The organism is Ekhidna lutea, assembly GCF_900188325.1.
Taxonomy (GTDB): Bacteria; Bacteroidota; Bacteroidia; order Cytophagales; family Cyclobacteriaceae; genus Ekhidna; species Ekhidna lutea.
Genome location: NZ_FZPD01000002.1, coordinates 522,890 through 549,322, shown reverse-complemented (window position 1 = coordinate 549,322; position 26,433 = coordinate 522,890). Strand labels below are relative to the sequence as shown.

28 protein-coding genes are annotated in these 26,433 nt (G+C 39.3%); 4 read left to right on the top strand and 24 right to left on the bottom strand.

What is annotated here, in order from left to right; translation table 11 throughout:
• Positions 1-123 precede the first annotated feature (123 nt).
• Positions 124-1,941: a translational GTPase TypA gene (gene typA, locus CHB71_RS06220; protein WP_089356033.1), complete on the bottom strand. Its 1,818-nt coding sequence runs from the start codon at positions 1,939-1,941 to the stop codon at positions 124-126.
• 98 nt (positions 1,942-2,039) lie between these two features.
• Here typA and metG point away from each other — a divergent pair, with 98 nt between their 5' ends.
• Both metG and CHB71_RS06210 read left to right on the top strand, forming a co-directional pair.
• Positions 2,040-4,094 (top strand): methionine--tRNA ligase, encoded by a 2,055-nt coding sequence (gene metG / locus CHB71_RS06215; RefSeq protein WP_089356032.1) that lies wholly within the window; start codon positions 2,040-2,042, stop codon positions 4,092-4,094.
• A 78-nt stretch (positions 4,095-4,172) separates the two neighbouring features.
• Complete coding sequence (locus CHB71_RS06210) at positions 4,173-4,421, top strand: DUF6899 family protein (protein WP_089356031.1); 249 nt, start codon at positions 4,173-4,175, stop codon at positions 4,419-4,421.
• 4 nt (positions 4,422-4,425) lie between these two features.
• Here the strand turns inward: CHB71_RS06210 and CHB71_RS06205 are convergent, their stop codons facing one another.
• From CHB71_RS06205 to apaG, 18 genes are all read right to left on the bottom strand, one after another.
• The gene (locus CHB71_RS06205) at positions 4,426-5,376 is read right to left on the bottom strand and encodes a hypothetical protein (protein WP_144017344.1); all 951 of its coding nucleotides are present in this window, start codon (positions 5,374-5,376) and stop codon (positions 4,426-4,428) included.
• Positions 5,297-6,157, bottom strand: coding sequence for a hypothetical protein (locus CHB71_RS06200; protein ID WP_089356029.1), 861 nt, complete (start codon positions 6,155-6,157; stop codon positions 5,297-5,299). Before CHB71_RS06200 ends, CHB71_RS06205 begins: the two co-directional genes overlap by 80 nt.
• 184 nt (positions 6,158-6,341) lie before the next feature.
• A complete protein-coding gene (locus tag CHB71_RS06195; RefSeq protein WP_144017343.1) occupies positions 6,342-7,070 on the bottom strand; it encodes a sulfotransferase family protein in 729 nt (242 codons plus the stop codon).
• Positions 7,071-7,781, bottom strand: a complete 711-nt coding sequence (locus CHB71_RS06190) for a hypothetical protein (protein WP_089356027.1) — start codon at positions 7,779-7,781, stop codon at positions 7,071-7,073.
• 62 nt (positions 7,782-7,843) lie between these two features.
• Positions 7,844-8,500: a DUF6048 family protein gene (locus CHB71_RS06185; protein ID WP_089356026.1), complete on the bottom strand. Its 657-nt coding sequence runs from the start codon at positions 8,498-8,500 to the stop codon at positions 7,844-7,846.
• Complete coding sequence (locus CHB71_RS06180) at positions 8,469-9,179, bottom strand: hypothetical protein (protein ID WP_144017342.1); 711 nt, start codon at positions 9,177-9,179, stop codon at positions 8,469-8,471. Before CHB71_RS06180 ends, CHB71_RS06185 begins: the two co-directional genes overlap by 32 nt.
• Positions 9,180-9,190: 11 nt before the next feature.
• Positions 9,191-11,653, bottom strand: a complete 2,463-nt coding sequence (priA, locus tag CHB71_RS06175) for a replication restart helicase PriA (protein ID WP_089356024.1) — start codon at positions 11,651-11,653, stop codon at positions 9,191-9,193.
• Positions 11,650-11,937, bottom strand: a complete 288-nt coding sequence (locus CHB71_RS06170; protein WP_089356023.1) for a type II toxin-antitoxin system RelE/ParE family toxin — start codon at positions 11,935-11,937, stop codon at positions 11,650-11,652. Before CHB71_RS06170 ends, priA begins: the two co-directional genes overlap by 4 nt.
• Positions 11,925-12,116, bottom strand: a complete 192-nt coding sequence (locus CHB71_RS06165) for a hypothetical protein (RefSeq protein ID WP_089356022.1) — start codon at positions 12,114-12,116, stop codon at positions 11,925-11,927. The genes CHB71_RS06170 and CHB71_RS06165 overlap by 13 nt, the downstream gene beginning before the upstream one ends.
• Positions 12,117-12,126: 10 nt before the next feature.
• Positions 12,127-14,196, bottom strand: coding sequence for a thioredoxin domain-containing protein (locus tag CHB71_RS06160; RefSeq protein ID WP_245811226.1), 2,070 nt, complete (start codon positions 14,194-14,196; stop codon positions 12,127-12,129).
• A complete protein-coding gene (locus CHB71_RS06155) occupies positions 14,193-15,146 on the bottom strand; it encodes a GSCFA domain-containing protein (RefSeq protein ID WP_179213326.1) in 954 nt (317 codons plus the stop codon). The genes CHB71_RS06160 and CHB71_RS06155 overlap by 4 nt, the downstream gene beginning before the upstream one ends.
• 31 nt (positions 15,147-15,177) lie before the next feature.
• The gene (locus CHB71_RS06150) at positions 15,178-16,110 is read right to left on the bottom strand and encodes an endonuclease/exonuclease/phosphatase family protein (RefSeq protein WP_179213325.1); all 933 of its coding nucleotides are present in this window, start codon (positions 16,108-16,110) and stop codon (positions 15,178-15,180) included.
• 69 nt (positions 16,111-16,179) lie between these two features.
• Positions 16,180-16,623 carry a 50S ribosomal protein L9 gene (gene rplI / locus CHB71_RS06145; protein ID WP_089356019.1) on the bottom strand — a complete coding sequence of 148 codons (444 nt, stop codon included), beginning with the start codon at positions 16,621-16,623 and terminating at the stop codon, positions 16,180-16,182.
• Between the two features lie 8 nt (positions 16,624-16,631).
• Positions 16,632-16,883 carry a 30S ribosomal protein S18 gene (rpsR, locus tag CHB71_RS06140; RefSeq protein WP_089356018.1) on the bottom strand — a complete coding sequence of 84 codons (252 nt, stop codon included), beginning with the start codon at positions 16,881-16,883 and terminating at the stop codon, positions 16,632-16,634.
• Positions 16,880-17,248 (bottom strand): 30S ribosomal protein S6, encoded by a 369-nt coding sequence (gene rpsF, locus CHB71_RS06135; RefSeq protein WP_089356017.1) that lies wholly within the window; start codon positions 17,246-17,248, stop codon positions 16,880-16,882. The genes rpsR and rpsF overlap by 4 nt, the downstream gene beginning before the upstream one ends.
• A 126-nt stretch (positions 17,249-17,374) precedes the next feature.
• Positions 17,375-18,304 carry a coiled-coil domain-containing protein gene (locus CHB71_RS06130; RefSeq protein WP_089356016.1) on the bottom strand — a complete coding sequence of 310 codons (930 nt, stop codon included), beginning with the start codon at positions 18,302-18,304 and terminating at the stop codon, positions 17,375-17,377.
• 45 nt (positions 18,305-18,349) lie between these two features.
• Complete coding sequence (locus CHB71_RS06125) at positions 18,350-19,087, bottom strand: O-methyltransferase (protein WP_179213324.1); 738 nt, start codon at positions 19,085-19,087, stop codon at positions 18,350-18,352.
• Between the two features lie 38 nt (positions 19,088-19,125).
• Complete coding sequence (gene apaG / locus CHB71_RS06120) at positions 19,126-19,512, bottom strand: Co2+/Mg2+ efflux protein ApaG (RefSeq protein ID WP_089356014.1); 387 nt, start codon at positions 19,510-19,512, stop codon at positions 19,126-19,128.
• Positions 19,513-19,578: 66 nt separating this feature from the next.
• Between apaG and ung the strand changes: the two genes are divergently transcribed.
• Both ung and CHB71_RS06110 read left to right on the top strand, forming a co-directional pair.
• Entirely contained in the window at positions 19,579-20,241 is a 663-nt protein-coding gene (gene ung, locus CHB71_RS06115; RefSeq protein ID WP_089356013.1) for a uracil-DNA glycosylase, read from the top strand.
• A gap of 59 nt (positions 20,242-20,300) precedes the next feature.
• Positions 20,301-21,773 (top strand): S41 family peptidase, encoded by a 1,473-nt coding sequence (locus CHB71_RS06110; RefSeq protein ID WP_089356012.1) that lies wholly within the window; start codon positions 20,301-20,303, stop codon positions 21,771-21,773.
• A gap of 78 nt (positions 21,774-21,851) precedes the next feature.
• Here the strand turns inward: CHB71_RS06110 and lepB are convergent, their stop codons facing one another.
• The 5 genes from lepB to CHB71_RS06085 are packed head-to-tail and all read right to left on the bottom strand — an operon-like array spanning position 21,852 to position 26,334.
• Positions 21,852-23,303, bottom strand: a complete 1,452-nt coding sequence (lepB, locus tag CHB71_RS06105) for a signal peptidase I (protein ID WP_221406681.1) — start codon at positions 23,301-23,303, stop codon at positions 21,852-21,854.
• Positions 23,304-23,307: 4 nt separating this feature from the next.
• Positions 23,308-24,018 (bottom strand): 4-hydroxy-tetrahydrodipicolinate reductase, encoded by a 711-nt coding sequence (gene dapB / locus CHB71_RS06100; protein ID WP_089356011.1) that lies wholly within the window; start codon positions 24,016-24,018, stop codon positions 23,308-23,310.
• 3 nt (positions 24,019-24,021) lie between these two features.
• Entirely contained in the window at positions 24,022-24,600 is a 579-nt protein-coding gene (locus CHB71_RS06095; protein ID WP_089356010.1) for a DUF5683 domain-containing protein, read from the bottom strand.
• A gap of 59 nt (positions 24,601-24,659) precedes the next feature.
• Positions 24,660-25,550: a ParB/RepB/Spo0J family partition protein gene (locus CHB71_RS06090; protein ID WP_089356009.1), complete on the bottom strand. Its 891-nt coding sequence runs from the start codon at positions 25,548-25,550 to the stop codon at positions 24,660-24,662.
• Between the two features lie 7 nt (positions 25,551-25,557).
• Positions 25,558-26,334 carry a ParA family protein gene (locus CHB71_RS06085; RefSeq protein WP_089356008.1) on the bottom strand — a complete coding sequence of 259 codons (777 nt, stop codon included), beginning with the start codon at positions 26,332-26,334 and terminating at the stop codon, positions 25,558-25,560.
• Positions 26,335-26,433: the final 99 nt, after the last annotated feature.

The following is a 26,433-nucleotide window of genomic DNA, read 5'->3' as shown; positions in this document are numbered from 1 at the left end:
CCCTTGTTTAGCTGTTATCAGTGTTTAATTTATATGGATGGTAACGTTTGAGGTTTTGTGGTTTGTAAAATAAAAAAGCCTACTGTAAAGTAGGCTTTAGATGTGTTGCTGAAATATTATCAACTATGTCATAGCGGATTCTGCGTTGGCCATTCGCTTGCGCTGATTTTCATCCAAATAGATCTTTCGCATTCGGATTGATTTTGGTGTCACCTCAACGTATTCATCCTTTTGGATGTACTCCAAGGCTTCTTCCAGACTGAATTTTTTGGCAGGAATAATCTTCGCGTTGTTGTCAGTACCAGAAGTTCTCATGTTTGTGAGTTTCTTTCCTTTTTGGATATTCACAACAAGGTCATTACTTCTTGAGTGCTCGCCAATTACCTGACCTACATACAAGTCTACCCCAGGGTCAACGAAGAAAGATCCTCTGTCCTGAAGTTTATCTATAGAATATGCAGTTCCCGGACCGTTTTCAATTGAGATCAATGAACCGTTGATTCTACTTGGAATATTCCCTTTGAATGGTTGATATTCCTTAAGTCTATGTGTCATCACCGCTTCTCCGGCAGTTGCCGTTAGCATGTTGTTTCTCAGTCCAATTAATCCTCGTGAAGGAATTTCAAATTCCAGGTGCTGAATATTTCCTTTCGGCTCCATTACTTTCAATTCTCCTTTACGCTGAGTCACCAATTCAATCGCTTTTCCAGAATATTCTTCCGGAACATCTATTACCATATGCTCTATAGGCTCAAGCTTTTGACCGTTTTCATCTTCTTTGAAAAGTACCTGTGGCTGACCTACCTGTAGCTCATAACCTTCGCGACGCATGGTTTCAATCAATACAGACAAGTGAAGCACGCCTCTACCAAACACTAGAAACTTATCTTCTTTATCTGTTTCCTGCACTCTTAATGCAAGGTTTTTCTCAAGCTCCTTCATCAAACGATCGCGCAAGTGTCGAGAAGTCACAAATTTCCCTTCTTTACCGAAGAATGGTGAATCATTGATAGTGAAAAGCATACTCATGGTAGGCTCATCAATAGCAATTCGTTCCAGGATTTCTGGGTTGTCAAAATCAGTTAGTGTATCACCAATTTCGAATCCTTCAATGCCTGTAACTGCACAGATATCACCTGCTCTCACTTCAGCAACTCTCTTTTTACCCAGACCTTCAAATATGTGTAGTTCCTTGATTTTCACTCTTTTCATTGAGCCATCCTTCTTGCTGATGCCAAGTGAAGCACCTTCTTTTAGCGTTCCTTGCCATACTCGACCAATCGCTATCCTACCCGTAAAAGATGAGTAATCAAGCGAAGTGATTCGCATTGCTGGGACACCATCTTTGAATTTTGGTGCTGGTATTACTTCGATTATTTTGTCTAATAATGGAGTGATGTTGTCGGTAGGCTTTTTCCAATCGTCACTCATCCACCCTTGCTTACTTGATCCGTAAAGCGTGTGGAAGTCAAGTTGTTCCTCAGTCGCATCCAATGAGAACATCAAATCAAATACTTGTTCGTGCACCTCGTCAGGACGACAGTTTTCTTTGTCCACCTTGTTTACTACAACGATCGGAGTAAGGCCAAGAGCTAGTGCTTTTCCTAATACAAATCGAGTTTGAGGCATTGGCCCTTCAAAAGCATCACATAATAGGATTACCCCGTCAGCCATTTTCAATACACGCTCAACTTCCCCACCAAAATCGGAGTGACCAGGTGTATCGATGATATTGATTTTTACGCCTTTGTATTCGGCGGATACGTTTTTGGAGAGTATCGTAATACCTCTCTCACGCTCCAGGTCATTGTTGTCAAGGATCAATTCTCCTTTTTCCTGGTTTTCTCTAAACTCCTGCGTTGCATAAATGATTTTATCAACGAGTGTGGTTTTGCCATGATCAACGTGTGCGATGATGGCGATATTTCTTATTTCTTGCATTCCAATTTGAATTCGAGCGCAAAATTAGACCAAATGATTGTGGAATACACTATAAGAGGTAAACACAAAACTTATATTTGCGGACTCTTATCGAATTTATGAGCAAACAATACAAAAGACATACAATCTCAGCAGCACTTCCCTATGCAAATGGGCCTGTTCATATTGGACACCTGGCAGGTGTATATGTGCCAGCAGATATTTACGTAAGATACCTCAGGAGTAAGGGCGAAGATGTGGCCTTTGTAAGTGGCTCGGATGAGCATGGTGTCGCCATTGAATTAAGGGCTAGAAAAGAAGGGAAGTCACCACAAGAAGTCGTGGATTTTTATCACACCCAAATCAAGGATTCATTCGAGAAGTTTGGGATCAGTTTTGACATCTACCACCGTACTTCTTCAGAGCTTCATCATGAAACAGCTTCTGAGTTCTTTAAAAAGATGGAAGCTGAAGGAAAGTTTGCTGTAGAGACCTCTGAGCAATTTTTCGATGAGAAAGAACAACAATTTCTTGCTGACAGATACATCAAAGGAACTTGTCCAAATTGTGGATTTGAAGAAGCTTATGGCGATCAGTGTGAAAAGTGTGGATCTACACTTAGTCCAACTGAGTTGAAAAATCCAAAGTCCATGCTGAGTGGTGAGGTTCCTGTAATGAAGGAAACGAAGCATTGGTACTTGCCTCTAGATAAGTACGAACCATGGCTTAAAGAATGGTTGCTGGAAGGGCACAAAGAATGGAAGTCAAATGTGTATGGACAGTGTAAAAGCTGGATCGACAATGGCTTGCGCCCACGACCAATGACAAGAGACCTGAAATGGGGAATCCCAGTTCCAGTAGAAGGAGGAGATGGAAAAGTCCTATATGTTTGGTTTGATGCACCGATTGGATACATCTCTGCCACTAAGCAATGGGCAAAGGACAATGGTAAAAATTGGGAGGATTACTGGAAGTCTGAGGATACCCGTTTACTTCACTTTATAGGAAAAGACAATATCGTTTTTCACTGCATCATTTTCCCAACGCTTTTGAAGGCAGAGGGAAGCTATGTGCTTCCTGACAATGTGCCAGCAAATGAATTTCTAAATCTGGAGAGCAACAAAATATCTACATCACGTAACTGGGCGGTGTGGCTGCATGAATATTTGGAAGAATTTCCAGATAAGCAAGATGTCTTGCGTTACACGTTAACGGCCAATGCGCCAGAGACTAAGGACAATGATTTCACGTGGAAAGATTTCCAAACAAGAAATAATAGTGAGCTGGTAGCCATCTTCGGAAACTTTGTGAATCGTGCGGTGGTACTGACTCACAAGTATTTTGATGGTAAAGTGCCAACTAGAAATGAATTGCAGCCTATTGATGAGGATGTGATAAAAGCTGTCAATGAAATTCCAGCTAAGATTGAAGTTGCGTTGGATCAGTTTAAGTTTAGGGAGGCACTCAGCCAGATGATGGAGCTTGCTAGAATTGGAAACAAGTATTTAGCAGATACTGAACCATGGAAATTGATAAAAGAAGATCAGAATAGGGTGGAGACTATTCTGAATATTGCACTGCAGATCAGTGCCAATCTGGCGATTGTATGCGAGCCGTTCCTACCGTTTACTGCTGAGAAGCTGGTAGGCATCCTGAATACCGTACGGAGAGGCTGGACTGAAGCAGGTGGTGTTGACTTCTTATCGAATGGACATCAACTGAATAAAGCAACGCTGCTTTTTGAGAAAATTGAAGACAAGGATGTAGAAGCACAAGTGAACAAACTAATGGAAACGAAGAAAATGAATGAACAAGAAAATACAACTTCTGATTTACCTGCGCTGAAAGATGAGATCGTTTTTGATGATTTTATGAAGATGGACCTAAGGGTAGGAGAGATCAAAACTGCTGAAAAGGTGGAGAAGTCTAATAAGCTACTGAAGTTTACCGTTGACATGGGACTTGAAACACGAATAATTTTAAGTGGTGTTTCAAAGCATTTCACTCCTGAAGAGATGGTAGGTAAGAAGGTGACTGTGATGGCTAATCTTGCTCCACGCAAGATTATGGGTGTGGAGTCCCAGGGGATGCTGCTTTTTGCAGAGAATTCTGATGGGAAGCTTGTAGCCGTTAGTCCAGGAGCTGATGCACAAAATGGTGCCACAATTGCTTAAGAAAGTATGCTGAATTTAAAAGCTAAGAGCATAGGGTGACTATGCTCTTTTTTATTTTAGAGCCAAATTGAAAACCAAATGCCATATATCAAACAGGAAGACAGACCCAAGCTGGATCAACTAGTTGAACAAATGAAAGAAGCGGGCATTGCTGCAAATGGTGACCTGAACTACCTTTTGTATGCCTTTTGTAAACGGCATGTGAGCCCGTCTTACAACAACTATAAAAACTTCATTGGAGAGTTAAATCAATGTGCTACAGAGATTGAACGGAGAATATTGGCACCCTATGAAGATGAGAAGATGAGAGAAAACGGAGATGTGTGAGGTATTAGTTTCCCTTAATTGTATGATCGTTTCGAATTGACTCAGATAACTCGTCAATTAAGATGTTAAGTTGATCTGTCTTTTGATAGATTTTGTTCAATATCGTATTTCGTTCAGGGTCATCCATTTTTATCAAATTAATCATAAGACGTATTTGTGAGATGGGATTTTTGACAAAATGTGAGTTAGCAAAACTGTAATTTTTCAGAGTTTGTATTGCGGCTGAGGTTTTTTCTTTTTTTGACTTCAACAATAATTCCTTTTGTTCTTTTAGTGCTTCTAAATCACTTTTTTGAGAATGCAGCATGTTTTCTAGATAGCTGTGTCTTTGTTCCTCTTTTTTAAGTTCATTATTAGTAGCTTCAATCTGCTTTCTCCGTTTAAAAAATTCATTCTTGAAGAAATAAATCGGTCCGGAAAGAATGATAATGTTGATTAAAAAATTGAAGCTAAGCGTATTGACATCTATTGGAATTATTGCATCAGACTTATAAATGTAATCTATCCCAAAAATTAGTATGATAAATACCCCAATAATCAATAACCTAAGCCAGCCATGCGAGGTGATTATAACAAATATTAAAATGCTCATGTAAGAAAAGGGAACTGTACCAGTCCAGCCGCCAAATGAATTCCATGATATAATCAATAGGCAAATCAAGAGACCATACATTGTCAAGAGACACACTTGGAAATGAGTTTTATAAAACCACATAAGTCCGATTAGAATACCTATGGTCAGCAGGTTGATAAAAATCACAGAGGCGTCAAGTTCCAAAAAGACATTGTGAAGCACTCGCAGTACCATGAATAAAACCGCGAATTTTAAGCAGTATTTGAATACTACTTTTTCGTATGATTGTATATCCGGTGAACTACCTGTCATCACCTGGGTTTTCAAATTGATGTATAGCTCTTTCAAGTTCTTTTGCTGATTGCAGAATGCTTCCATCATAGGGGTTAGATTCAACTAACTCTTCACAAAGCTCCAAAAGCTCCTTGACCGGTTGTTCCATTTTTTTCTTAACCACATTCATGTGATTATTGATAGCAGAATGATGTTTGTTTAATTCATCCGATTGTTGATTAAGTTCTTCTGTTATTGAATCAGCCTGTAAAAGCAATTGTTTTCTTTGCTTATCGATAGCTTCAAGTTGATTTTTTCTTATTTCAATTTTGTTTTTTAAACCTATTTTCTGCTGACTCAAATAGGTATTTTCATTGACCATGGCATACTTGAAATAATAAACCAAAGCCCCTATTGAAAGGGTAATCACGATAAAGTCTTCTTTCGTATGTAGTAATTCAATGAAAAATACTGACTGCAGAAATTTGATCGTAATGCCATCTAGTAATACAAGAAGGACGCAGGTGATATAAAATGGAAGAAGAAATTTGAGGTCTTTCTTGTGGTGCCCAAGGATGATAAATGCACCTAAACCAAATAAGTTGAAATCCGTCATACCCTCCACACCTCCAAACTGAACCATATTGATACATAAAAGCACAATTAAAACGATAGTTATAAGTATGGGAATTTTTTTTATAACTCCTCTATATATCCCAATGGTAATTGAAACGAATGCCAGCGTAAGCAAACCATCTACAATTAGTTCTTCTTTGATGATTGGTGCGGAGATCAAATCCATGATAACTCCGTAGAGCGCACGAAGAGAGCCGATAACTACAGCTATCAGCCAGATTTGCATTTCAAAATTTCTTTTAGACGATCTCATTTTAAGCGGGTAGCCCTATATAAGTAGTTCAAGGATAAAAATGTTTGAACCACTGTGTCAAATCAGCAGCTATTATTCGATGAACCGGTGTAAATAAGGAATTAAAATTTCATAGCAATTAAAAATTGCTACTAAACCTGCTTTTTTTAAAAGAGATGGAGGATTGGTTTTGGTGTAGAGTAACTTAAAATCCCCACTTTTTTATATCAAATTCGTACTCTTCACCAAACTTGATCATATCGGGCTCCAGACGATCTTGTAATTCACTGTATTGTTCAGACGATAGGTCTGCTGACTTCATGGTGGGTTTGGTTTTCTTGAATTGAAAGAGCTTTTTTCTGGTTTTATTGTGGACTTTGTCGGCCTGAATAGGGCAGTCCTTCAAATTCATGAAGTTGAAAATACGGCTTACAGTCCGTTGGGTATCGGCAACCATCTCATGAAAGTCAACGATATGTATTTTCTCCTTGTTGAAATATTTTCTGTATTGCGCTAGCTGCAAGTGGTAACTGCTCACATTTACCAGATACTGATCAAGTATTTCAATTTTTCTATTACGAAGAATTGAGTGATTATAATGGGAAACGAGACGATCAATTGGGTTTCGAACAATGTAAATTAAGTAGGGATCTATTTGATAATCATTGATTGCTTTTGGTACACCGGGAAAAGCAGGGTGCTTACTATAATTTGTTGATCCCTCTAAAAGAACAGTGTGATTTTTGTTAGGTCGCCATAATTTTTGATAGTCAGCAATTGTTTTTGTTTCGGGTTCCTGATTCGAAAAGAAATTGATTTCCTTAGGTTTGGAAAGACATACCTCAGGATGCTGTCCCAAATACCTGAAAAGGGAAGAGGTACCTGATTTCATAGAACCAATGATTATTGCATGTTTTTTCGTGTTCGAATTCACTTAATTGCCTATTAGGTTATATTTTTTGTTATTTATGTCAACTCTAACATATGTGCTGACCGGCTTACCATTTATTTTCATTGGGGACCAGTTTTCTTCGATTAGATCGTAAAGCTTTGTGATAAATTTATCTGTGTTTTTTTTACAGTCTGTTTTACCTTTTTTGCCTATTAAGTAGCCATCGCTTGTAACAATAAATGAGATATTCACTTCACAGGAAGTATCCCTGATCAATCGATTTACAATAGTTGCAACTTTGCTTTTATAATGAATATTATCTAGTAAGGGGAAGTTGTAGAAAGTAGCTGTATAAACCGTATCACTATTGTGAATGAAGTAATTTTCTTTTTGAGTATCTATTAAAGAATGATAACTAACAAAGTGCATTTCGCCGCAAGAGCCTTCGGCGGGTAGTTGTAATAATAAAGTGTCTGTAGTTAATTTTTTAATTTGATACGTGACATCTTGAGTGATGATTTTATTCCCATCTAGTTTAAACACTTTTGAAGATTTATAATCTGGAAACAATCTACTTATTTTCAAAGTATCACTAGCTAAAAAGTCATAAATCCAATTTTTATGTGGTTGTAAGACTTCAGGCTTATTGCAATTAGGATTATTATCCCAAACCCATTTTTTATTTAAAGTAACATTTTGGCTGTACGAAATAAGTACAATTAAGTGAAGTGTGATTAGGAAGAATTGTTTCATAAAATAAATTTATTTCACAAATACTGTGAAGCTAAACTATAATGAATGAATTTTTTTATTTCTTAAAAACTGATCTTTAAAAACAAATTGGCTGCAGGAATAGTCTTATCAAATGAACGGCCATACCCAGGTATGGAATAGACATCTACGGCTTCTTGTTCATCGTAATTAGCCAAAACTCTTAATCGTAAATTAAGTCCAATGGTGAATAAGTCTGATAAGGTACGATCAGAGTATACTACGACCTCATACCAATTGGCTTTGAGGTCTTTTCGATTAATGTTTTGGATATAGCTTTCTTGTGATCCTGATGGGCTCTCAATGAAAATTCGCCCATTCTCAGAAAATTTCGAGGCAGCATACCTCGTGGATATTCCTATTTTATTTTTTGGTTTGAACTGGCTAACATACCCCGCACCTAACCGAAAATAGATTCCTTCACTTTCGTAGGTGCCGTTTGAATAAGCACCTTCAGGAGTAAGTGTAGCTTGGCCTAGTTCAAGAATCAATGGAAATTTTTCATTGATGAGTAATTCCAGTCCTCCCTCATATTTGGTTTCAAGGGTACTGGGTATAGTAAATAGCTTTCCATAGTCCAGGTATAACGATGGAGTAATTGCTCGCTTATAATCAATGGAATCTACCTCCGCTTCCTGAGCGAGGCATGCCCCAGTTAAAAGCACAAGGCTAAAAATAAATAGTAAACGTTGCTTCACCATCTACACAGTTATCATTGCAATTTGTAAGAATTGAATCGATTTTATTTTCTGTAAAATCAATTATCTGAATGTTTTTTGCTCTAATCAGAACATTCCTTGTGTCATCTACCTCCTGAAAATTTTCATAGTCAAACTCTATGATATCAGATATGCCTTCAATTGTAATTTCATACTGATTGAACTCTTCATTATAGGAGAGTGGTATGCTCCATACAGTTGCACTATCCTCATAAGTAAAAATTGTACTTGTCCCCAGAATCTCAATTTGATCAAGTTCAACCAAGCCCGAATTTATTGTAGCCTTGGTAGCATTAAAAACAGCTGTTAGAGAGTCTGCATCCTCATTTAATGTCGCATAAAATGTGCTATCGCTTTGTCTTTCAGGTATGAGTTTTAAGATTTTATCTTTCTCGGATTGTAGAGATGTATTTCCGGTATCCAAACCATTTTGAACCTCTTCAAGTCTATCCCTCAGAGTATCAAGTGCACTTTCATGAACACTTAAAGCAGAGTCATTAAATGCAAATACAGCTAAACTGTCATTTAAATTTTTAATACTATCCTGATTTATGAACACCAGGGCAACAGTTGGCTCGAAACTGACTGTATTACAATCATCACACGGATCGCAGGATACGATCAAAAGGAAAAGAATGAAAATGCTAAGTAGTTGTTTCACTTGGTTCGCCACTATATCGGGTCTACGTCAAATACCACGCCAACACTTTTAAAAGCCGGCATCTGCTTCATCATGACTTCCACAGATTTCAGGTATTCTTTTACAGCCGGCAAGTTAATGCCTTGCTTCTCAATTTTCAATGTGATTTCGTGGAGGTACAGGTTTCTGATTTTTCCAATAAGAGGTTCTACCGGACCGATCATTCGTTGATTTCCCAAATTTTTCCTGATATCTGATGCGAAAAAGTTGGCAGCCTGAAAAGAAACATGCTTCTCCCGATGCTTGAAGGTGATATTGATGATCCGTGTAAATGGTGGATAATGAAAACGTTCCCGCTCCATGATCTCCCATTGGAAAAATGCCCTGTAGTTATCTTTTTTAGCTCGCTGGAGCAGTTCCTGATCGGGATCATTTGTTTGTACGATTACCTTACCATTCTTCGACTTTCTTCCTGCTCTTCCACTGACCTGTGTGATTAGATGATAAGCTCTTTCGTGAGAGCGGAAGTCCGGAAAGTGAATCATGCGATCGGTATCGAAAATACCCACCAGGTTTACCCGATCAAAATCCAGCCCTTTGCTCACCATTTGTGTGCCAACCAGAATATCAATATTTCCTTCTTCAAATTCTTCAATGATTCGCTGGTAGCCATACTTACTTCGAGTCGTATCCAAATCCATCCGTTGGACAATAGCCTGGGGAAATAGAAGCTTCAGTTCTTCTTCAAGCTCTTCCGTACCAAACCCAACATTTCGTAACTCAGTACTACCGCATTGGAGGCAATCGGAATACATGCTTTGATTATATCCACAGTAATGGCAAACGAGCTTGTTGTTGTATTGGTGGTAGGTGAGGCTCACAGCACAGTTCGGACATTTAGGAATGGTACTGCAATTATCACAGGTGATGTAGGATGCATACCCCCGACGGTTTTGAAATAGGATAACCTGTTCTTTTCTGTCCAAAGATTCCTGAATGGCCTCCACCAAAACAGATGTGAAGTTTCCTTTGAGTTTCCGTTGTTTTCGCTCGCGATTTACATTGGCAAACTCCATGGCTGGATTATAGGCCTCTCCATAGCGTGAGGTTAACTCTACGATTCCATACTTATCATCCAGTGCATTTTGATAGGTCTCAAGAGATGGGGTTGCTGTTCCAAGCAGGACATGTGCGTCATGAATAGTGGATAGGTATATGGCTGAATCGCGGGCATGATACCTTGGGGCTGGTTCGAATTGTTTGTAAGATGGCTCGTGCTCCTCATCTACAATGATCAATCCCAAGTCGGAGAAGGGGAGGAAAACTGCACTACGGACACCAACCACAAATTGATATTCTTTCTTGAGAACTTTTTGCCAGACTTCCACACGCTCATTGTCTGAATACCTTGAATGGTATACCCCAAAAGAATCACCAAAAATCTTGTGAAGTCTGGCGATGATCTGAGTAGTGAGCGCGATCTCCGGAAGTAAATAGAGCACCTGCTTACCTGAAGCTATCTGCTCTTTTATCAATTCGATGAAGATTTCGGTCTTACCACTTCCGGTTATTCCATGGAGAAGCGTAGTATTATGCTTTTCGAAGGATTGTACGATCGATCGCTTGCAGGATTCCTGCACCTGACTTAGCTGAACAGTTCCCTGCATTCCAGAAGTATCAGCTGGAAGTCTGGAAACCACTTCTTCCCATTCGATAAGAACATTATTTTTTACAAGTGTTTTGACGGAGGAGGGACTAATGTCTGAGGAAAGCAGGGTTGATTTCTCAATTCCACGGGCATTGCTATTTGGGTTATCTAATACAGGGATATCTCGCAGGTATGCCAGAATCATATCCTGTTGTTTTGGTCTGGATTCCAACTCATTGATGAGGGCCTCCAGCATATCTTCTTCCAGGAAGTCATCTGCAATCCGAATGCGTTTGACCTTCTTAGGTTGGTACTTATCTTTTACTTTTTCAAACAGGTCAATGAGTCCTTTTTCTGAAAGCTGCTTAAGGATACGCTGAGGTTGCTTTAGCCCCAATACCTCACTTACATCTTTCATGGTGAGGTCGTTGGTTTTTAAAGCTCGCAGCAACTCCCACTCTCGGTTGTCCAGATCTTCATCATCGGGATTGATTTCAGGATTGATACCCACAAATGACTCACTTGATAATTTAAGTGCAGCTGGTAATGCCGCATTGATAACCTCGCCTAATGAGCACATGTAGTATCGACTCATCCATTGGAAAAACTTCAACTGCAGTTCATTGACAATAGGCTTGTCGTCCAGCACTTCCAGTAGTTCCTTTGGCCGATATTCTTCGGGAGACTGATCATGTAGCTTGAGTACGATTCCGGTATAGATTTTCTTCTTCCCGAATGAAACAACCACTCTGGATCCAGCTGCAACTTTTCCCCGATCTTCGGGTGGAACCAGATATGTAAAGGTGCCCGGAAGGGGGAGGGGTAGTATGATTTCCGCGTAAGTCATTTTAGAAGTTGACGAGCAGAATGATGAATTCTTAAAATATTGATTTCAATCTCAGAAACTATTCGGTATACAATCCGATAGTTTCCTTTAATAAGCTCTCGGATTCTTTTATCGCCGAATTCCGGAACCACTCTTCCTGATTCAGGATAATTCTGAAGGATTTCAACTCGCTTAACTAAAGAATTTGAGAGCCTGGAGGCAGCTGTTAAAGAATCTAATGAAATGTAATCGTGTATCTCTTTGAGATCGGTTATGGCATCATCAGTCCAAACTATTTTGCCCATTTACTAACCATATTTTTAACTTCTTCATGTGAAGTCAACTTACCTTCTTCAGCTGATTTTAGCCCTTTCTTCACCTTTTCAATAAAAATGAAGCGATCAATTAATTCATCAAGGGTAAATTCATCAGGCATGTTTTTTATCCCATCAATGATTTCAGCCTTACTCAATGTTGAATCCATAATATCAAATTTAATCCATTTGCTTTAAAGCATCCTCAACGGTTGTTACGGGTCGCTTACACGATTTATTGTAGCATACATAGATGGTTGTTTCACCATTAAGAGCCGTTTTTAGTTCAAATGGTGTCTTTTCTGATTCTGTTAGCGTTCCGGAAATAATCTTGTCTGGTAAAAAATACTGGTTGATTTGATTGGTGTATTCTTTTGCTTTCGGACCAACGATGATCACCTCTGCGAAATTGCCTGAAAGCTCCAATGCCAGGAGTCCCCAGTTGCTTAAATATTCCGGTTCCTGAATGATCAGTTTTTTAGTCTGTGCCAGAATAGATTCCCCTTTTTCAATCATTTGATCATCATAGAAATGTGTGCCAAGATGAACCAGGTTCCACGCCATAATGGAGTTGGAGGATGGAATCACATTATCAAAGAGTTCTTTCTTTCTGGCTATCAGGTTAGCATCATCATCGCTGGCGAAGAAGTAGAGATTCTCGCTTTTGTCAAAAAAGGCTTCCTCTGCTCTTTGTGTTAAGTCTTTGGCTAGCTCCAGGTATTTGCGATCCAACGTAGTTTCATAATATTTAATGAACCCCTGGATTACAGCAACGTAATCCTCCATGAAGCCTTCCATTTCCTTATTTGGAAATCGTTTGAGCTCGCCATCTCTAATGAGACTCTTGATAAATGAAGCATTTTTTGAAGCTAATGAGAGAATGGAAGAATCTTGCAAGGCCTGATATGCATCAGACAAGCCAGTTAATGTTAACCCGTTCCATCCTGCAATGATCTTATCATCCAAACCAGGTCTAATTCTCTTTTCACGTTCCTTCAAAGCTTTTTGCTTAAAGGCCTTTATTCGTTTCAGAAACTCTTCTTTTGTTAAATTATATTTCTTAGCCAGTTTCTTTTCATCGACGACCACCCTAAATGCATTCTTCCCTTCCCAATTGCCACCAGGTTGCACATCGTAATACTCAGTAATCATTTTTGAGTCATTGCCAGCTAGCTCAACAATCTCTTCATAGCTCCACACATAGAATTTTCCTTCTTCACCTTCACTGTCTGCATCTAAGGCTGAATAGAATCCTCCGGATTCATCCAGCATTTCTCTCTCTAACCATTCAATGGTTTCAAGGATGGTTCGTTCAAATTTTGGATTTTTGGTTAGCTTAAATCCATTGGCATACAGACTCAGCAGTTGACCATTGTCATAGAGCATCTTTTCAAAGTGGGGAACATGCCATTCTTCATCCGTACTATAGCGAGCAAATCCACCACCCACATGATCGTAAATCCCACCATCTGCAATCTTCTCGAGCGTAAATTCCAGGTGCTTTAATGCATCTTCATTTTTAGTTTGGTGATAATAGGTAGCTAAAAACTGCCACACAGAAGGCATTGGAAACTTGGGCGATTTTTTGATGCCCCCATCGACACGATCAAATTTCTTTTTCAGCGTTTGGTAGATCGTATTGATTTCTTCTGTGGACAGGCTGTGGTCCGTTCCTTCCAGTTTGTACTTTTCTGATTCTTTGGCTTGCAGGTTTTGTGTGAAAGCTTCTGCAGATTCGTTGATCTTCACTCTGTTATTTTCAAAGGCTTCATTGATGCTAGTAAGTAGATTGATCCAGCCTTGTTTGGGGAAATAAGTGCCTCCATAAAATGGTTTCTGATCTGGTGTAAGAAAGACATTCAATGGCCAGCCTCCATGTAAGCCCATCGCCTGTACAGCATCCATATATACCTGGTCTACATCCGGTCGCTCTTCCCTATCCACCTTGATGTTTATGAAGTGATCATTCATGATTTTGGCAACAGCCGTGTCTTCGAATGATTCCTTTTCCATCACGTGACACCAGTGACAGCTGGAATAGCCAATACTCACCAGGATGGGTTTGTCTTCATCTTTGGCCTGTTGCAACGCTTTTTCACCCCATTCCTGCCAATTGACTGGGTTGTGCGCATGTTGTTGCAGGTATGGGCTTGTTGAATCGATCAGGTCGTTGGTGTATTCGTGCATTTCAGTTTGACTTTTTGATTGACAGGCTGCTGTAATGATCAGTAGAATGAATAGAAGTCTCATGTTAATTGTTGACTCACTTTAGCAACCTCAACACTCAGATCTACTTTTTCATTCAGTTTTTTTAGCTTCTCCAGGGTCGATTTAAGAAAGGCCTGATGAGACTTAGATTCAGGCTGAAAAGGGCGATGATGAATGGCAGCTTTTAACTTGTTCCATTCTTGTAGGAAGTCTTGAGTTTCACTGTCAAAGTAGGTTTGAACAAATTGATTCCATACATATTCAGTTGCTTCTTCAGTTGGGTGAACTCGATCAGTTTTGAAAAAGCGGTAATCTCGTAATTCATCTACCACTATTTCATAAGATGGAAAATAGCTGGTGTTTTTGTACTGTGATGTGATAGTATGAATGGCATCAATCAGAATTGCTTTACTTCTGTTGTTTTCAACTAATCCATCACGAATGTGTCTGACCGGGCTAACTGTAAACACAATTTTCAAGTCTGGATTTATATCATTTAGATAGGAGTGAAGACTTGAATATTGACTGATGATTTCCTCCTGATTCAGGTATCTTTTTTTAAAGTTCCCTGCAGGCACCTTATGACAATTAGCAACGATGTGGCCTGCCTGATTTTCGTAAACAATCGCTGTTCCTAACGTTATGATTAACCAATTGCAATTTTTGAGGAACGCCTGTGATTCCTTGTTTCGCTTTTCAAATACGGAAATGGTTTCTGATTCACTTAACCCGGATATTTCCCCATGCGCATCCCAGTGATAGAACACACTCTGGCTTTCAATCACATCATTAGCTTCTGCTGAATTAGATAAAAGGTTGAAAATCGAATATGGATTGTAGATTGTCCCAAAAGGATTAGAAAGACTCTGTAATTTGTTTTCTGTAAGGGTTTTTCCAATCTCATTTGAAAAGCATGAGCCGATCAAGAATATTGAATCCTTGAGGTTGATTTTGGTGGATGATTCGGGAATATTAAAGTCTATCTTAAACACAGTAAATACCTTTTCATCAAAGGTAGACAGATTAATTATCTGCTTTTAAGCTGATCATGATTGGCCGATGATCCGAAACCTGTGTCAGGTAATTGGTAATACAGTCATCAAGTCTCACGGTGTTTGTGGAAGCCAGATTATCACATAATTCATTTGTAATTAATATATGATCAATATGACTTGGGCAATAGGATGCGCCAGTACAAGGGTAGCTATAATCATCTCCTGAACCTGCATAAATAGGATAATCAGCAAATATGTAATTGTCTGTATCTGCCAGAAAATTGGTAAAGGATGATCCGGTTTCAAAATCCTCATTCCAATCTCCCAGGATGATTACTTCTTCTTTCGAGAAGTTATCATCTATATAAGCTTCCAATTTTTTACTAGCGTCCGTTCGCCTATCCTCAGAGCCCCCGCAACATTTCAGGTGGATGTTAATCAGTTTAACGGTCAATCCATTTATATGAGTTACATCAACTTCTACTGGCTCACGCGGAAAAGGGCTGGTCTGTCCATCAAAAAGCTCAATGGGTGTTCCAAAGCTAGCGATCTCGCTTGTCTTATAAATATATCCTAACTCAATTCCACCTCTTACATCATAAGCAATACCTTCATACCCTTCTAGCGAAGTTATAAGCATGTTAAACGCATCTATGTCGTCAATTTCCTGGATAGCATAAATGTCTGCATTTAAATTCCTGATAATTTCAGCAACAACCTCAATCGTATTGGACGCCATTGGAAAGTTTTCAATGTTCCAGGTCACCACATCCAGGTTGGATGTTGAAAGCGAAGGGGTGCATTGGATAGGCTCAACTTTAAATGAATCATCTGTACAGGTAATGGTATAGTCAATTACTTCTTCTTCCTTATCTTCCTGAATAGGAATTGGTTCATTGTTGTTATTGCTACATGCAAGTGCTATGAAAAGGAACAGAAGTGTTAATTGTTGTTTCTTCATTTGAACAAATTTCATAAAAAAACCCTGAACCTTTCGGGACAGGGCTTATATATCTAAGAATTAAAATGCTTAGTCAGCAACCACCTGAATCGTAATCGGGTGATGTACTTCTTTGTGCAAGTCAAGAAGTGCAGTGTACTCACCTAGCTCCTTAATTTTCTGCTCAAAAGAAATTCTCTTTCTGTCTACCTCATGACCCTTAGCTGCGAGTGCTTCTGCAACCTGAATTGGGGTGATAGCTCCAAAGATTTTTCCGCTCTCACCAGCCTTTGTCTTGATCTCAAGAGTCAATTCACCAATTTTCTTGGCTATTTCTTCCGCATCCTTCTTTGCTTTCTCTGCTTTATGAGCAGCCTGGCGAATGTTTTCGCTGATCATCTTTTTATTAGAATCACTTGCGATTATTGCCATCCCACGCGGGATCAGAAAGTTTCTGCCATACCCAGGCTTTACATCCACTGTATCGTTTCTGTAGCCTAGTCCTTGTATATCTTCTCTTAGTATTACTTCCATGTCAGTACTTATTTAAGGGAATCTCCAACATATGGCATCAACGCTAGGTGTCTCGATCTTTTGATCGCCTGAGATACCTTTCTTTGATACTTTAAACTTGTACCAGTAAGTCTTCTAGGAAGAATCTTACCTTGTTCGTTTACAAACTTTAATAAGAAGTCAGGATCTTTGTAATCGATGTACTTGATGCCGTTCTTTTTGAATCGGCAGTACTTCTCCTTCTTCTGTTCTCTGTTTATTGGTTCGTTCTGTAATGTCATTTGGCTGCCTCCTTCTTAGTTTCTTTCTTCTTATTGAATTCGCCTTTTTTTCTACGCTCGTTGTAAACAACTGCGTGCTTGTCAAGTGTAGTGGTGAGAAATCTCATCACTGCCTCGTCTCTCCTGTACTCTGTCTCTAGCTTAGCGATTAATTCAGGCTCTGATCGGAATTCAAACAGCTGGTAAAACCCGGTGGTTTTATGCTGAATAGGGTAGGCAAGTTTGCGTAATCCCCAGTTCTCTTCGTTAACAAGCTCTGCGCCGTTATCAGTTAGAACTTTTTTGAATTTTCCGACAGTATCCTTCATCTGAGCTTCAGACAAAACGGGAGTCAAAATGAATACCGTCTCGTAATTCTTTGTCATGTGTAAATAAATTAAGAACTAATGTTTTAAAAATGAGGTGCAAAAGTAGGTAATAGCTATTAAAAAGCAACTATTGATGTAAATGTTTTAGTCAACAGTCGACGGAAAAACTGCTGATTAAAGAATTTACTTCACCATAAAACTACCCTTACCCATAAGGTAATCATCGGTGTACACTTCTACCTTATGTTGTCCAACTGCATACTCAGAACCCTTGTTGTAGAGAAAAGTCACTAGCTGGCTATTTCGATCATACAAGATTTCCTGCTTTGCGGTGTAGAACATCTCTCGATTTTCGAAAGTAAAGGAACCTGAACCACGAGTTACATCAAATAAAACATTCCCATCCGGAGCAATTACTCTCAAGAGAAGTTCTTTTCCTTCTATGGGTGCAATTTCATTTTCAACGACAGTAAATTGAATTTTGAGTTGTTCGATATGCCTGTTTCTATATTCCCCACCATCTCTTTCCTTTCCATTATCATTGATGGCATTGATGCGCATATCTTCGATCTCTAAACGGGAAGCAACCGCCACTTTACTTGCCAGTTCTTGTTTGTTTTGCTCCAACTGCTGAACCGTCTGATTCAATTGGTTCTTCTCTACTTTGAGGGTTGTATTTTCCTCTGAAAGTTGCTCGTTCAATACTTTCAGTTGTTCAATTTCCTCATCCTTTAGAAGTAAAAGCTCTTTGTACCCATCAACCCTGTTATTTAGTTTGGTGATTTGCCCTCTTTGATATTGCGCATCTACCAGAAGTTGTTTCTTGTCCGCTTCCAGTTGGGTTTTCAATGCCTCCAACGTATCGATATTACCTCCAAGTTCTTTGATCGTCTGGATTCTTATTTCCAGCTCATTCGAAACTGAGTCCAGCTTTAGGTATGTGTTCGATATCTCCTGCTGCTGTTGTGCGCGCTCTTCCTCCAGTTGCTGATTTTGATAATAAAAGAATACAATAGCAGCCAGCAGCAGGAATGTGATGACTATAAAAACAGGTGTCCGATTTTTCTTTGGTTTAAGGTAATCTGGTTGTTCTGATGAGTTTTGATCTTCCATTCTTTGATTAAAATTATGCGGCAAAAGTAGAAAAATGCCCCCTTATTAAAAACGTAATGTAAAATGCTGCTTTGGCATTTGCATATTCGGGAAGATAATCCCCGCCTGAAATATATCAATAGTCAGGGCAAAACGAGTATCAGACGTGATCTTATCCCATACTGAGCTCATATCAGGAGACCAGTAAATATCATGAACAACAATGCATTTAATTTTTGGCGTGTGTTTCATGATAGCATCAACACATGATAATACAGCGGATGATCGATGGTCAGCATCGATGAAACAAAACTCTGGCTGTTCCCGAATCAATAGTGGCTCAATCGTATCCTGGATAGTTCCTTGTTTGATTTCAATTTTGTGTTGGAGGAGCTTGGCAAATTGTTTTTGAGCAATAGAGGCTATAATAGGAGAGGCCTCAACAGTGCAAACCTTTTTTACACGCTCAGGCCCAGCCATGTATAGGCCATTAATACCTAATGAAGTACCGGTTTCAAGCACTTTTTCTACTTCAAGAAGTTCCAGGAGTTTATAAAGGAACGCTGAAAATTTTGGTTTACTTAAGGATGTTTTAGCAATAGAGCTAATGGTTCTACGGTAACTTGTCTTTGTTTTTAGATCGAATAGATCGATAACCTCATGATTTGCTTCAAGATCTTTTCTGAGTTTTTCTACCGTTGATAAACGAAATGTGCGAGCAGGCTTAACTGCCTTATTAAATAAATCAAATAGGAAAGGTGAATGCAGGGAGTGGGGGCCTACAGCATTCCATTTGTACTTCAAATAACATTGAAGTCTAAACCAAAAAACCGAATTCAAGCTTAATTTAGTTTGAATGGAACCACCATAAGAAACTCTGGAATCTCGACATTAAAAAGCCTTCCATCAATGATTCTTTCCATGATATAATAGCCTTTCATTTTACCTATGCCGGAGCGAAGGTTACAACCTGAAACATATTGGTGAATCTCTCCTGGCTCTAATACAGGCTGTTTGCCTACTACTCCTTCACCATCAACCTCATGGCTGGGGTGAGCTGCATCCAGAATATCCCAGTGACGGGCTTTCAGCTGAACGGTATTGTTGGAATTATTTTCAATGGTAATTCGATAAGTAAACACAAAATGCTCGTGTGCCGGTTGCGAATGCTCCGGTTGGTAGTTCGTTTCTACAGAGACTTTTATGCCTTTTGTGACTCCAGTTATCATAATCCTGGCGGACAATTTAATAGAATTTCAATTTATTTTACCAACAACCCGGATCAAGATATAAAAATGAGTATAAAAATTGAAGAAAGTTGGAAGGTCAGATTGGCGTCAGAGTTTCAAAAGGACTATTTCAAGGAGCTGACGGATTTTGTGAAAAAGGAATACGCTTTGAAACAGGTATACCCTCCGGGTTCTTTGATATTCAGTGCTTTTGACCATTGTCCTTTCGATCAGTTGAAAGTGGTAATCGTGGGGCAGGACCCATACCATGGTCCCGGACAAGCTAATGGTCTGTGCTTTTCTGTTGCTGATGGTATAAGGCAGCCACCATCTTTGCAAAATATTTTTAAAGAAATTCAAACCGATTTGGGTCAGCCAATACCTGAGTCTGGTAATTTAGAAAGGTGGGCAAAGCAAGGGGTACTACTTCTCAATGCCACGCTAACTGTTGAAGCCAGAAAGCCCGGCTCTCATCAAGGAAAAGGCTGGGAACCTTTTACAGATGCTGTGTTAGAAACTATATCTAGGGAAAAGGAAGGAATTGTGTTTCTACTTTGGGGTGCTTACGCTCAAAAGAAAGGAGCCTTAGTTGATTCTAATAAGCATTTGGTTCTAAAGGCCAGACATCCATCTCCATTTTCAGCTCACAATGGATTTTTTGGGTGTAATCATTTTTCGAAGACCAACCAATACCTGTCATCCAAGGGTCTTACCCCTATAAAATGGTAATTTTACATTAATTGCTTCCTAAGCAATATTTGAGAGGACTAATACAGGAAAAAGGGTAAATGAAAGGTCTAAGATTTCTACTAATAGTTGGTGTTTTTTCATTATGTGTGTCAGGTTGTACAAAAGACGATGGCATCAATGTCACCTTACAAAATGAAATTAATGAGTTTGTGTGGTTTGCCATGAATGACTACTACTTCTGGGTTGATGAGGTTGAAGATCTTTCTTTGGAAAAATACCCTACCTATAATGCTTTATACACTTTTTTGAATGGGTACTCATCCTCGGAATCATTGTTTTATGATTTGACGGTCGAAAAAGATCGATTTTCGTGGTTTGTGGAGGATTATGAAGAGTTGGAAGCTTCCTTTCAGGGCATCACCAAATCCTTTGGCTTTGAATACCGACTGATTGGCACTGATGATTCGAATAATGTATTTGGTTTCATAAAGTATGTTGTGCCTACTGGACCAGCTGATCAAAAGGGTCTTGTTCGTGGTGATATTTTTACCGCGGTTAATGGTACATCACTTACTCGAGACAATTTTCATGCATTACTTTCCCGCGATCAATATGCACTTACACTTGGGGAAATTAAGGATGGAAAAGTATCTGATACACAGGAGACAGTAGAATTAGTTTCTATTGAACTTACTGAGAATCCGATTCATATGGCAAAAACACTTGATGTTGATGGAGTCAAAGTTGGCTATCTGGTATACAATCAGTTTGTAAATAATAGATCGTACCATCAGGAAATGAATCAGGTATTTGGTGAGTTTCAATCAAATGGAATTTCAGATTTGGTACTAGATCTACGCTACAATCCGGGTGGGGCAGTGCTAACATCTCAATTATTAGCATCATTGATCTACTCAAAAGGTCGAACGAGTGATGTTTTTGCAGCTATTGAATACAATCAGGAAATCACGGATATACTCGTCGCGGGTGGGAGTGACCTTAATTATTATTTTATTGACAAATTAGATGATGTGGGAAGTTTTAATAGACTTGATTTAAATAGGTTGTTTATTCTTACGAGTGGGAATACTGCCTCCGCATCAGAACTGATTATATCTGGACTTGACCCTTATATGGATGTTACATTGATTGGAACAAAAACGGTAGGCAAAAACCTTGGCTCAGTGACTATTTATGATTCTCCAAACTATCAAAAGACTCCAACTTCTGGCAGCACCGTAAACCATACAAACCCCAATCATAAAAACGCACTGCAACCAATAATTAGTAGAATCACAAATATTCAGAACATTGATTATACAGACGGATTTTCTCCAAATATAGAAGTGGATGAGGTAAACTACCTCGAAGACCTAAAGCCGCTTGGTGATCCATCTGAACCTTTGTTAGCAGAAGCTCTGGCAATCATAACGGGTGTCGCCAGGACTGAGCGAGTGCCTGACACGGGGATGAAGGTGCTTTTTGACTCAGAGTCTCTACAAAAACATACGAATACGATTCTGTTGGATCAATTAGAGATTACGAGAACATCAGCAGAAAGAGTTTTCTGAAATTCTCAATGGAAATAAACTCAACAAAAAAGGCACTCAGTTTTGAGTGCCTCTCTATTTTCTTCAATTATTTTTCTATTACTCAATTCCATCAAACAATCGTTCCCATCTGATTTTATTGATGAAGCTTCCATTCGTGTTGAATGACATCCAAATAAAAGATGCTTCTCCAACGATATTGTCTTCCGGCACAAACCCCCAATATCGAGAGTCATCAGAAGCATGTCGGTTATCACCCATCATGAAGTAGTAGTCCTTCTTGAAAGTATATTCGCTTAGCTCTTCACCATTTACTACCAATTTATCAATGTCGATTTCGACTGAATCATTTCCTTCATAATTGGAAATAGTGGAGCCATACATCGCCAGGTTTTCTTCATTTACCTCAATCGTCATTCCCGTGGCGGGGACTGTAAGAGGCCCGAAGAAATCACGATTCCAGGGGAAGTATCTTGCATCAGGGAAGATGTTTTGTTCTGAACGATTTTCAGGTATTAGCTGAAGGGTAACACTCTCAACAAATTGCAGTTTCTCCATTTCTTTTGCCACATCTCTAGGCATATGTGCCACGTACCCACCAGGCATCCTGTTCCTATTTTGTGGGTCTACATTGTACTTTTCAAAAATCCTGTCACGAATCGACTCATCGGTTTTTATAAAATACTGGTGTTGCATTAAAGGAGGGTTTTCCTGTTCCTCACCATTGATATACACTTGAGTAGCCTTTATTTCCAGTGTTTCCCCTGCCACGGCTACACATCGTTTGATGTAATGTGTTTTGAGGTCCATCGGGTGATACCCTCCATCATTTCTTTGATTGTAGTGATCATTGACTGGGTAGTTGAAAACAACCACATCGTTTCGCTCTACTTTACCTAATGAAGGTAGTCGTAAACTTGGTAAAGAAACACCTGGAATATAAGATGGAATCTCAGTTCCCCAGATTGTTTGATGTGTTAGAGGGACCTGCATTGGTGTTTGTGGGGTTCTTGGCCCGTATTCCGCTTTGCTAACAAAAAGGAAATCACCAACCAGCAATGAACGCTCCATCGATCCTGTTGGGATTACATAAGCTTCCATGAAAATCCAGCGAACGAACGTAGCGCAGAATACTGCAAAAACAATTGCTTCAAACCATTCTTTGCCAAATGATTTCTTAGGCTTAGGAATCTCAGTTGCTTTGTCAATGTACTTGGTGTCCGTCCACGCGATATAGTTCATGTAAATAGGAGCGAAGATCACCCCTAACACCTGATCCAGATAGGTGTACTTGCCGAAAGACTTCATTAGATCAAGGTGCATAGTTAGACCAACGAAGAAGTTGATTACCGGGACAAAGAGAAGAACCACCCACCACTTAGGTCTGCCTACTATTTCCAGATGAATGTAATAGTTAAGCACAGGCACAAACCCTTTCCACCCTTCTTTACCAGCTTTTTCAAAAAACTTGTAATAAGCGGTACCCTGTAGGACATACCACAGGACAAGAAATGTGATGACAAACACCGGATTAAAATCGTGAAAGTACATATGGTTAGTTATCGTTTATAAAATCTGACATGGTAAAAACTCCTTTTTTGCTGTGAATCCATTCTCCTACTTTCATTACGCCTTGTGCAAACACACTTCTGTTATGGGCAGTATGAGTTATTTCTATAGACTCTAAAGGAGAAGAATAGCTTACGGTATGAGTACCCGGTACGTTGGGAATTCGCTCTGAAACTATTCCTAATTTTTTATGATCGGTGGATTCTTCGTTTACCCAGGATGTTAGCAGTGGGTGAGAGGCGGTGATGCCTTCAGCTAAGGTAATTGCTGTTCCACTTGGACTGTCTTTTTTTTCCGTATGGTGGATTTCTTTAATAGCTGGTCTAAACTCAAGTTGAGCCATTTTTTCAGCGAGCCATTTGTTCAATTCGAAAAAGAGATTAACACCAATGCTGAAGTTGGATGCATAGAGGAATGTTCCATTTTTTTCTTTGCAAAAAGTCTCTATTTCAGTAAGCTGATCCAGCCAACCTGTAGTTCCTGAAATTACAGGAATTTGATTCTTTAGGCAGTGAGAAAGGTTTTGAAACGCTGATTCAGGCTGTGTAAACTCAATTGCAAGGTCCACAGAATTGGGAGCTAAATGAGCCAGGTCTTTGGGTGATTTTATAATAAAATCGATCGTGTGACCTTCCCCTAAAGCAATTTGCTCAATGGCTTTCCCCATTTTTCCATATCCGATCAATGCAATTTTCATCAACTAAAATTTCAATACGAATGAAACTCCTACAGCCTGCGAAAATAATGGAGTTGGTTGAATAGATGGCTCAATACCCAATGCAAGACTGTCATTTAGCTTGAATTCCTCAAGGTGTGCCGAAACGTGAGCATCCACAATCTGAAGTATGTAGAATGCCGAGCCTACTATAATTAACATATCCCTGTTTCTTCTGAATACATCTCTGTTTCGTATGAGTGCACTTTCGTTGGTAATAAGTGATTTGTATGGATTTAATTCAGGGTTTTGAGCATTTAGTAACGCTGCATTTCTTAATCCATGATAAACCTTGTTGTTGTAGTCGATAAAGTGACCAAAAGTGAGCACCCCGGCCCATACCAATGGCACTTTCCAATACTGCTTATTGTATGCTTGTCCTAAGCCTGGAAATATTGCAGAAAGTAATGCTGCTCGCTGTGGATCCAGCTCAGACACTTCCTGAAATAATTCAGCATCATCCTGCGCCTTAATAAAAGTTGAGTCTTCTATCAGAACTGGCTTGTCCTGTGCTTGAACACCAATTAAACAGACAATACTTAGTACGAACAATAATTTTTTCATCTTGAGCGATTGCTTCGCAAAGTTCGCGCCTAAATATGAAAAGTAGTGTAGATATCTAATTAAATGTCTAGAATCTCTAAAATACGATTTAAATCTTCTGTAGAGGCAAATGGAATCTTGATTTCTCCTTTGTTTTTCTCGTTAGACTTGATTGCAATTTTAGATCCGAAGTGCGTTGAAAGTTTGCCCTGCAATTTCCTGATTTCCGGATCTATCTCAGAAGGCTTGGATTCTTTTTCCTCCTTTTTACCTTTTGAACGAACAAGTTCTTCTACTTTTCTTACCGAAAGATCGTTCTTTATAATCTGGTTAAAAATGTCAAGTTGAAATGAAACATCCTCAATAGAGATAAGTGCACGGGCATGTCCCATACTCAGCCTTCCATCTCTTAAGGCAATTTGAATATCAGGTGGTAGTTTAAGTAGACGAAGGTAGTTCGTTACTGTACTTCTGTTTTTTCCTACACGATCGCCAAGCTCTTCCTGCTTTAAGTCACACTCTGCCAAGAGTCGTTGATAGCTTAATGCAATCTCTATCGCATTCAGGTTTTCACGCTGAATGTTCTCGATCAAAGCCATTTCCAGCATTTGCTGATCATCGGCGATGCGGATGTATGCAGGAATGGTTTTTAGACCGGCTTTTTTACATGCTTGTAGTCTTCGTTCACCTGAAATAAGCTGAAATTCTTTCTCGCTTAAAGCGCGAACAGTAATAGGTTGTATGATTCCCTGAACCTTAATAGATTCAGCAAGGTCATTTAGTGCATCTTCATCAAAGTCAGATCTTGGTTGCCATGGATTGGTTTCAATCTGTGAGATTTCAATTTCATTGATCGCACCTTTTGGAGTAGCACCTGAGCCACTTATTTTTTCCTTTTCTCCTGAATCTTCCAGCAGGGCACCCAATCCTCGACCTAGCCCTGATCTCTTTTTGAATTTACTCTCCGCCATTTTCTCTTCAAGCTGCTTTTACCTCGTTTCGCTCCATGATCTCTTTGGCAAGATTCAGGTAGCTGATAGACCCTTTGCTGTCGGCATCATGCGTGATGGCCGGCATGCCAAATCCGGGTGATTCGCTTAGTTTAATGTTTCTTGGAATCATTGTGCTGAATACAAGTGATTCGAAATGCATCTTTACTTCTTCCACTACCTGGTTGGCTAGGTTAAGCCTCACATCGTACATGGTAAGCAAAATACCTTCAATTTCTAAATCCTGATTTAATCGGGTCTGAATGATCTTGATGGTATTTAGAAGTTTGCCTAGACCCTCTAGAGCAAAGTATTCACACTGGACCGGTACGATAACGGAATCAGATGCAGTAAGTGCATTAATCGTAATCAGCCCTAGGGAAGGAGAACAGTCAATAATGATGAAGTCATAATCATCTCTAACCTCAGCAAGCGCCTGCTTCATTTTTTCTTCTCGCTCTTCAATGTTTACCATTTCAACTTCAGCGCCCACTAAATCTATGTGAGAGGGTAGAAGATCCAGAAATTTAATCTGGGTATCTACTATGCTCTTTTTAGCACTTTCGCCATCTACCATGCATTCATATATACTCACCTCTACGCTTTTTGGATCAACCCCAACGCCTGAAGTAGCATTCGCTTGCGGATCAGCATCCACAATGAGGGTTTTAAATTCAAGAGCTGCGAGGCTTGCTGCTAGATTTATAGCAGTAGTTGTTTTGCCTACTCCTCCTTTTTGATTTGCGATAGAAATGATCTTACCCATATAATTTTCTTTTCAAATGTGATTTTAGGTAGCGTAACGGACACAAATATATCCAACCTGTTCTCAAGATAGTCATGTTGTGAATAACTTGTGTAAAAA